Below are 9540 nucleotides of genomic sequence, written 5' to 3' on the forward strand. Positions count from 1 at the left end.
GTTTCTCTCCCTTTTAGCCAGTCATAGAAGTCTTCACAATACCTTATCGATTCCACTTTCTTATACACAATCTCTTGGACCCAACAGACTAAACTGATTCATATAAGGGTGTGAAGTTAGCCGGTTTATAATACGGACTCTCAAATGGTCCCAGAGGCTGGTCGGCTTTTCTTCACTTCTACTATAAAAAAATAGTAGCACAAACCATGGCCTTGGTTTGTACTACTAATCTTAGTCTGTTTTTTGTGTTTAAAATGTAGTCACTTTTGCGAAAACTTCCAACATTTCATATACTAGGGACAACAGTGAAAATACATACAGTGGGGGAATTACTTTGACGAATCAGCTTTTTCAAACAGATGCGTTTCCGATGACGAAGGACGCATTTTTTTATCGCTATAAACGACAGACACAGCAAGAAGCACATCATATTCTATTAGAGAGTGGACGAGGGGGAAAGCAGTCGATTGCTGCTTGGAATCCACTAGCAATTATTTCATCACAAGATAATGGTATTCGTATTGATTGGCGAGATGGTTCAGTAGAAGAGCGCGTGGGGGAATCACTTCATTTAATAGAAGAACTAACAAAAGAATATGCACTGCCACCAAATGGTGAATTTTTTACAGGTGGTGTAATAGGGGCAATTTCATATGACTATACACGTAAAATTGAAAAATTAGCTGAAACAGCAGAAGCAGATGTACGACTACCAGACCAATACATGTACTTAGTGGATGCTTGGGCAGTATATGACGAGACGAATCAAATGGTGACACTGATGAAAACTTCAACAAGTGAAGTAGATTTAGAAAAGTGGCAAGAAGAATGGGAAGTAGAAGGTTTTGAACGAATCTTTTCTGCAGATACATTAAGTGTGCAACATCAGATGGAACCACGAAATGTATCGATGACAGGTGAACAGTTCGAACAAGCTGTACGAAAGATTCAAGAATATATTGCACAAGGTGATGTATTCCAAGTGAATTTATCTGTGCGTCAGTCGAAAGAGTTCACAACAGATGCGATTGTTTTATATGAAGCGCTTCGTACATTTAATCCTTCACCATACATGGCATTTATTCAATCACCCGATTTTGCGACTGTATCAGGATCACCAGAATTACTTGTAAAAAAAGAAGGAACAGCTCTATCAACACGTCCGATTGCGGGAACGCGTCCACGTGGTGCGAATGATGCGGAAGATTTAGCGCTCGCAAATGAGCTAATAGAACACCCAAAAGAACGTGCAGAACATGTTATGTTAGTTGACTTAGAACGCAATGATTTAGGAAAAGTATCAGCTTACGGTACTGTTCATGTTGATGAATTTATGGTTATCGAGAAGTACTCACATGTGCAGCATATCGTATCCAATGTTCGAAGCAAATTAGATCCTTCTAAATCGAATGCCGATGTAGTACGTGCGATGTTCCCAGGCGGTACAATTACGGGGGCCCCGAAAATTCGCACAATGGAAATCATTGAAGAATTAGAACCAGTACGACGTGGTATTTATACAGGATCGATTGGTTGGATGGGTTATAATGGCGATTTAGATTTCAATATTGTGATTCGAACAGCTTTCATTCAAGATGAGCGTGTACATATTCAAGCAGGAGCAGGAATTGTTATTGATTCGATTCCGGAGAAAGAATATGAAGAATCACTGAATAAAGCGAAATCAATGTGGCAAGCAGTTCAGATGGTAGAGGAGTTGACGAAATGATTTTAATGATTGATAACTATGATTCATTTATCTACAATATCGTGCAGTACTTTGGTGAGTTAGGCGAAGAATTATTTGTAAAACGAAATGATGAAGTGACCATTGCTGAAATTGAAGAATGGAATCCGAAAATGATTGTCATCTCTCCAGGACCTTGTTCACCGAATGAAGCAGGCATGAGTTTAGAAATCATCCAGCATTTTGCAGGGAAGATTCCGATTTTAGGTGTATGTTTAGGTCATCAATCGATTGCGCAAGTATTCGGAGGAGATGTCATTCGTGCTGAACGTCTCATGCATGGTAAAACATCGCCTGTCTATCATGAGAACAAAGGGATGAACCAGAATATGCCGAACCCATATATTGCTACACGTTATCATTCTTTAATTGTTGACCCAAAAACATTACCTGACTGTTTAGAAGTTACATCTTGGACAGAGGAAGGCGAAATTATGGGGTTACGTCATAAACAATATGCTGTAGAAGGTGTCCAGTTCCATCCTGAATCGATTATGACTGAAAAAGGGCTTATGTTATTAGAAAACTTCATTAAAACATATTGCTAGGAGGAAAGTGTATGTGGTGCTTTAAAGATGGTGAATTTGTAAGAGCAGAAGATTTATGTATTTCACCCTTTGATCATGGTTATTTATATGGGCTTGGTTTTTTTGAGACGTTTCGTACATATGATGGGGAACCATTCCTATTCGCAGAGCATATGCAGCGTATGAGAGCAGCACTTGCTACGTATCGCATTCAATTACCTTATACAGATGTGGAATTAAAAGAAGTCATTCGAGAGTTAACAGCTAAATCGAACGGTGAAGACGGTTATTTTCGTTTGAATGTCTCTGCTGGAGATGAAGGACTTGGATTACAAGCGAGAACATATGAAAATCCAACAGTTATCATTTTTCGTAAGGAACTACCACCTGTTTGCCGAGAAAAGTCAGCTGTTTGGCTTGATACAATCAGAAGTCAACCAGAACAGGCAATACGCTTTAAATCACATCACTATGCGAATAATATTTTAGCGCGCCAAGAAGTACCTTCACTAAAAGATTTAGAAGGTTTTTATGTGACAGAAAAGGGCAATGTAGCGGAAGGGATTACATCAAATATCTTTTGGGTAACCAATGGTCGAATCTATACACCTTCTTTAGAAACGGGTATTTTAAATGGGATTACAAGACAATTTGTAATGGAATTAGCGCGTAGCTTGGAAATTCCTTTAATTGAAGGTCTCTATCGAAAAGAAGATGTAGAACAAGCAGATGAATGTTTTGTAACAACTTCTATTCAAGAAATTGTAGCGATACGAAAGTTGGATGCTAAGGAATTTAAAGGTTGTGATGGTGAAGTGTATAAACAATTATACGAAGCTTATCAAAAGAGAATTGAGGGGTTACGTCTATGATGTTAGAACATTATAAAGAAAAGCCAATCGGGAACCATACATTATATTTTGGAAAAGAAACATATGTGATGGGTATTTTAAATGTGACACCAGATTCATTTTCAGATGGTGGGCAATTTAATTCAGTAGAACGAGCAGTTGCTCATGCAAAAGTGATGGTAGCAGATGGTGCTAAGATTATCGACATTGGCGGTGAATCAACGCGACCAGGTTATACGCCTGTATCAATTGAAGATGAGATTCAACGTGTTGTGCCTGTTATTCGTGCCATTCGTAAAGAATTAGATGTATTGATTTCGATTGATACATTCAAATCAGAAGTAGCAGAGGCGGCATTAGAAGCAGGAGCACATATTGTGAATGATATTTGGGGAGCGAAGCATGATGCGAATATTGCGAAGGTAGCAGCTAAGTGGGATGCGCCGATTATTCTGATGCATAACCGACAACAAGAATATGTAGGTGATGCTTTTTTCCAAGCAGTACGTGAGGATTTAGAAGAAAGTATTCGAATTGCTTTGGAAGCAGGAGTGCCACATGAAAACATTTGGCTCGACCCGGGTATTGGTTTTGGAAAAACACATGAGCAAAATATTGAGATGATGCGTCATTTAGCTGAACTTGTTGATTATGGTTATCCTGTACTACTTGCGACTTCAAGAAAGCGCATGATTGGTCATATTTTAGATTTACCGGTAGAGGAACGAATGGAAGGAACAGGTGCTAGTTGTTGTTACGGTGTAGATAAGGGCTGTCACATGGTGCGTGTACATGATGTCAAGCCGATTGCCCGTATGATGAAAACAATGGATGCTTTACGATAGGAGAGAGAGAATTGGATTATATTCATTTAAGAGATGTAGAATTTTATGGTTATCACGGTGTATTAGAAGCAGAAACAACATTAGGACAACGTTTCCGAGTGACATTAAAATTGGCTGTGGATTTAAAAGAAGCAGGTCAAACAGATGATTTAAATAAAACAGTGAGTTATGCAGAAGTATATGAGTTAACGAAAGAGATTGTAGAAGGTAAACCATACAAACTAATTGAGGCTGTAGCTGAGAAAATTGCACAAACAATTTTAAGTACATTTATGAATCAAGTAAAAGGCGTGCAAGTCGAAGTGATTAAACCAGATCCACCAATTCCAGGGCATTATCGTGAAGTGGCTGTTGAAATTACACGAGGTGAGGGAATATGACGCGCGCTTATATCTCATTAGGTTCTAATATGGGGGATAAAGTAGCGTCTCTAAAGCAAGCAGTTGAACTTTTACAAGCACATGAACACATCCAAGTTATTCGAGTTTCTTCTATATATGATACGGATCCTGTTGGATATGAAGATCAGGATGTATTTATGAATATTGTGGCGGAAGTAGAGACTGAGCTAACAGGAGAAGAATTACTAATTGTCTGCCAATCAATTGAACAAGAATTGAAGCGCGTAAGAGTAGTGCGTTGGGGCCCACGTACGATGGATTTAGATATTATATTATATGGTGATGAAGTAATCGATACACCCATATTGACTGTACCGCACCCACGAATGCATGAGCGAGCTTTCGTATTAGTTCCATTGGTTGAACTGAACGCAGAAGTTATACATCCTGTACATCAAAAAAGTGCAGAAGAACTCCTTTCTGAGAATGGACATGAGGGTGTACGATTGTTTGAAAAATGGACATAGGCACTTTCAATCAAAAGAAAATGAGAGGAAAGGCATGAATTGTATGCTAAAATTGTGTACAATAAATACATTATGGACTGCTATGAGCGGAACAATTATAAGGAGTGAAAGATGTGTCAGAAGAATTAAATGACCAAGTTTTGGTGAGACGCCAAAAGATGGATTCAATCAGAGAAGCTGGCCTAGATCCATTCGGTCAACGCTTTGAAAGAACGCACTTAACAAATGAATTACATGAACAATTTGAAGCTGTTTCAAAAGAAGATTTAGAAGAAAGAGAAGCAGTAGAGGTAGTTGTAGCTGGTCGTATCATGACAAAGCGTAGTAAAGGTAAAGTAGGCTTCGCAAACATTCAAGATTTAGGTGGCCAAATTCAAATTTATGTACGTAAAGATGCGATTGGTGAAGAAGCTTATGAAATCTTTAAACGCGCAGACTTGGGTGACATTGTTGGGATTAAAGGAACGCTCTTTAAAACAAACGTGGGTGAATTAACAATCAAAGCATTAGAGTTCACTTTCTTAACAAAGTCATTACGCCCAATGCCTGAAAAATTCCATGGTTTACAAGACGTTGAACAACGTTACCGTCAACGTTACTTAGATTTAATGACAAATGATGAAAGCAAAAAAGCATTCATTACACGTAGCCAAATCATTCGTTCGATCCGTAACTTCTTAGATAACAAAGGTTACTTAGAAGTAGAAACACCAATGCTAAACTCTGTAGCAGGTGGAGCAGCAGCACGCCCATTCGTTACACACCATAATGCATTAGATGCACAAATGTATATGCGTATTGCGATTGAGCTTTACTTAAAACGTTTAATCGTAGGTGGATTAGAGAAAGTATATGAAATCGGTCGCGTATTCCGTAATGAAGGTGTATCAACTCGTCATAACCCTGAATTTACATTATTAGAGTTATATGAAGCATATGCAGATTACGAAGATATCATGAATCTAACTGAAGACCTATTCGTTCACGTAGCACAAGAAGTCCTTGGTACAACACAAGTTCAGTACGGTGAAGATGTAATTGATTTATCTAAAGGCTGGAAACGTATGCATATGGTAGATGCTGTTAAAGAAGCAACAGGTGTAGACTTCTGGAAAGAAATGACGAAAGAAGAAGCACAAGCTCTAGCAAAAGAACACCATGTAGAAATCAAAGATACAATGGAAGTAGGACATATCATTAATGAATTCTTCGAACAAAAAATTGAAGAATCATTAGTTCAACCTACATTTGTATACGGTCACCCAGTTGAAATTTCACCATTAGCGAAGAAAAACCCAGAAGATCCTCGTTTCACAGATCGTTTTGAGTTATTCATCGTGCGTCGTGAGCATGCAAATGCGTTCACAGAGTTAAATGATCCAATTGATCAACGCGAACGTTTCGAATCTCAAATGGTTGAGAAGGAACAAGGAAATGATGAAGCGCATGAGATGGACGAAGACTTCTTAGAAGCTTTAGAGTATGGTATGGCTCCAACAGGTGGTTTAGGTATTGGTATTGACCGTCTAATTATGTTGTTAACAAACTCTCAATCAATTCGCGATGTATTATTATTCCCATTAATGCGTCAACGCGATTAATTATTTCTATATAATATTAAAAGGTATCGATCTTGAATCGATACCTTTTTTATATCCCGTATATTTACTACTTGTAATTTAAAAAGAGAAGATATACAATATAAAACATGTTGTTACGAAGAAGTAATGACATCAAATAATGTAAATAATCTTTTTTAAAAAAGGTGCTTGCAATATTTAAAGTATAGTGATATACTAATTAAGTCGTTAAGAGCTGATGAGAAAAACAAACAAAGTTTTTTGGAAAAGTTCTTGACTGTAAATGAATGCTCTGGTATAATAATTAAGTCGCTAACGAGTGACTAAAAAATATCTCAAAAAAAGAATTCAAAAAAGTTCTTGACAAGATAAAGTATCGTGTTATAATAATTAAGTCGCTAAGATAACTTGGTGAATGAACCTTGAAAACTAAACAAGCAAGAAGATAATCACAAACAAGTCTTATCACATTAAGTGAATAAGCAATTGTTATCAAAAGATAACGCTAGCAAAGCAAATGAGCTTTCAAACTACTTTTATGGAGAGTTTGATCCTGGCTCAGGACGAACGCTGGCGGCGTGCCTAATACATGCAAGTCGAGCGAATGACGAGAAGCTTGCTTCTCTGATTTAGCGGCGGACGGGTGAGTAACACGTGGGCAACCTGCCCTACAGATTGGGATAACTCAGGGAAACCTGGGCTAATACCGAATAATCCTTCGAATCACATGTTTTGAAGTTGAAAGGCGCTTCGGCGTCACTGTAGGATGGGCCCGCGGTGCATTAGCTAGTTGGTGGGGTAACGGCCTACCAAGGCAACGATGCATAGCCGACCTGAGAGGGTGATCGGCCACATTGGGACTGAGACACGGCCCAAACTCCTACGGGAGGCAGCAGTAGGGAATCTTCCACAATGGACGAAAGTCTGATGGAGCAACGCCGCGTGAGTGATGAAGGTTTTCGGATCGTAAAACTCTGTTGTAAGGGAAGAACAAGTACGTTAGGAAATGAACGTACCTTGACGGTACCTTATTAGAAAGCCACGGCTAACTACGTGCCAGCAGCCGCGGTAATACGTAGGTGGCAAGCGTTGTCCGGATTTATTGGGCGTAAAGCGCGCGCAGGTGGTTTCTTAAGTCTGATGTGAAAGCCCACGGCTCAACCGTGGAGGGTCATTGGAAACTGGGGAACTTGAGTGCAGAAGAGGATAGTGGAATTCCAAGTGTAGCGGTGAAATGCGTAGAGATTTGGAGGAACACCAGTGGCGAAGGCGACTGTCTGGTCTGTAACTGACACTGAGGCGCGAAAGCGTGGGGAGCAAACAGGATTAGATACCCTGGTAGTCCACGCCGTAAACGATGAGTGCTAAGTGTTAGGGGGTTTCCGCCCCTTAGTGCTGCAGCTAACGCATTAAGCACTCCGCCTGGGGAGTACGACCGCAAGGTTGAAACTCAAAGGAATTGACGGGGGCCCGCACAAGCGGTGGAGCATGTGGTTTAATTCGAAGCAACGCGAAGAACCTTACCAGGTCTTGACATCCCAATGACCGTCCTAGAGATAGGATTTTCCCTTCGGGGACATTGGTGACAGGTGGTGCATGGTTGTCGTCAGCTCGTGTCGTGAGATGTTGGGTTAAGTCCCGCAACGAGCGCAACCCTTATTCTTAGTTGCCATCATTTAGTTGGGCACTCTAAGGAGACTGCCGGTGACAAACCGGAGGAAGGTGGGGATGACGTCAAATCATCATGCCCCTTATGACCTGGGCTACACACGTGCTACAATGGACGATACAAAGAGTCGCAAACTCGCGAGGGTAAGCTAATCTCATAAAATCGTTCTCAGTTCGGATTGTAGGCTGCAACTCGCCTGCATGAAGCCGGAATCGCTAGTAATCGCGGATCAGCATGCCGCGGTGAATACGTTCCCGGGCCTTGTACACACCGCCCGTCACACCACGAGAGTTTGTAACACCCGAAGTCGGTGGGGTAACCGTAAGGAGCCAGCCGCCTAAGGTGGGATAGATGATTGGGGTGAAGTCGTAACAAGGTAGCCGTATCGGAAGGTGCGGCTGGATCACCTCCTTTCTAAGGAATATAACGGAAAAGACCTTGGGTCTTATACAGATTATCTTACTTGCTGTTTAGTTTTGAAGGCTCATGCAAATGATCTTCAAACCTTGCTCTTGCGATTACTTGTCGCAGAGTAAAACTTGTTCTTTGAAAACTGGATAAAACGACATTGAAAGTAACACAAACACAAATTTCTTTTATAGATTTTGAATTATTAAGTTTTAATTTTTTAGGCTTAATGACTTATGTGAAAATTATTTCAAGATGCAAGTAAGACGCGAAAGCAAACGCAGTGAGAAGCGGAGTGTACATACGTACATGAGCATTCGAACAAGTGTAGCTGACAAAGTATTACGCAGCAGATTGGAATCAATTAGGTTAAGTTATTAAGGGCGCATGGCGGATGCCTTGGCACTAGAAGCCGATGAAGGACGGCACTAACACCGATATGCTTCGGGGAGCTGTAAGTAAGCTTTGATCCGGAGATTTCCGAATGGGGGAACCCACTGTTTTTAATCGAACAGTATCCTAACGTGAATTCATAGCGTTTTGATGGCAGACTCAGGGAACTGAAACATCTAAGTACCTGAAGGAAGAGAAAGAAAATTCGATTCCCTTAGTAGCGGCGAGCGAAACGGGAAGAGCCCAAACCAAGAAGCTTGCTTCTTGGGGTTGTAGGACACTCTACACGGAGTTACAAAGGAATGAGTTAAATGAAGCGGCTTGGAAAGGCCTACCATAGAGGGTAACAGTCCCGTAGTTGAAAGTTCATTCCCTCCAGAGTGGATCCTGAGTACGGCGGAACACGTGAAATTCCGTCGGAATCTGGGAGGACCATCTCCCAAGGCTAAATACTCTCTAGTGACCGATAGTGAACCAGTACCGTGAGGGAAAGGTGAAAAGCACCCCGGGAGGGGAGTGAAAGAGATCCTGAAACCATGTGCCTACAAGTAGTTAGAGCCCGTTAATGGGTGATAGCGTGCCTTTTGTAGAATGAACCGGCGAGTTACGATTACATGCAAGGTTAAGTTGAAAAGACGGAGCCGTAGCGAAA

General features: G+C 40.7%; 7 protein-coding genes and 2 rRNA genes (1 of these 9 only partly in view). All 9 read left to right on the forward strand.

The window, feature by feature from the left end:
- Positions 1 to 370 precede the first annotated feature (370 nt).
- Positions 371 to 1729 (forward strand): anthranilate synthase component I family protein, encoded by a 1359-nt coding sequence (locus tag MHB75_RS13350; RefSeq protein WP_141274954.1) that lies wholly within the window; start codon positions 371 to 373, stop codon positions 1727 to 1729.
- Positions 1726 to 2295 (forward strand): aminodeoxychorismate/anthranilate synthase component II, encoded by a 570-nt coding sequence (pabA, locus tag MHB75_RS13355; RefSeq protein ID WP_141274949.1) that lies wholly within the window; start codon positions 1726 to 1728, stop codon positions 2293 to 2295. Before MHB75_RS13350 ends, pabA begins: the two co-directional genes overlap by 4 nt.
- Positions 2296 to 2306: 11 nt before the next feature.
- Positions 2307 to 3146: an aminodeoxychorismate lyase gene (gene pabC / locus MHB75_RS13360; RefSeq protein WP_340998230.1), complete on the forward strand. Its 840-nt coding sequence runs from the start codon at positions 2307 to 2309 to the stop codon at positions 3144 to 3146.
- On the forward strand, positions 3143 to 3970 hold the full coding sequence (folP, locus tag MHB75_RS13365; RefSeq protein WP_411286291.1) for a dihydropteroate synthase: 828 nt from the start codon (positions 3143 to 3145) through the stop codon (positions 3968 to 3970). The genes pabC and folP overlap by 4 nt, the downstream gene beginning before the upstream one ends.
- Positions 3971 to 3981: 11 nt before the next feature.
- On the forward strand, positions 3982 to 4350 hold the full coding sequence (folB, locus tag MHB75_RS13370) for a dihydroneopterin aldolase (RefSeq protein WP_141274951.1): 369 nt from the start codon (positions 3982 to 3984) through the stop codon (positions 4348 to 4350).
- Positions 4347 to 4838 carry a 2-amino-4-hydroxy-6-hydroxymethyldihydropteridine diphosphokinase gene (gene folK / locus MHB75_RS13375; protein ID WP_141274952.1) on the forward strand — a complete coding sequence of 164 codons (492 nt, stop codon included), beginning with the start codon at positions 4347 to 4349 and terminating at the stop codon, positions 4836 to 4838. The genes folB and folK overlap by 4 nt, the downstream gene beginning before the upstream one ends.
- A 104-nt stretch (positions 4839 to 4942) precedes the next feature.
- Positions 4943 to 6439: a lysine--tRNA ligase gene (gene lysS / locus MHB75_RS13380; protein WP_174795814.1), complete on the forward strand. Its 1497-nt coding sequence runs from the start codon at positions 4943 to 4945 to the stop codon at positions 6437 to 6439.
- Between the two features lie 514 nt (positions 6440 to 6953).
- A 16S ribosomal RNA gene (locus tag MHB75_RS13385) occupies positions 6954 to 8501 on the forward strand.
- 361 nt (positions 8502 to 8862) lie between these two features.
- Positions 8863 to 9540, forward strand: a 23S ribosomal RNA gene (locus tag MHB75_RS13390); it runs 2252 nt beyond the window's last position.
- The 16S and 23S rRNA genes sit together here, the layout of an rRNA operon.

The organism is Kurthia sp. FSL E2-0154 (assembly GCF_038003625.1).
GTDB lineage: Bacteria > Bacillota > Bacilli > Bacillales_A > Planococcaceae > Kurthia > Kurthia gibsonii.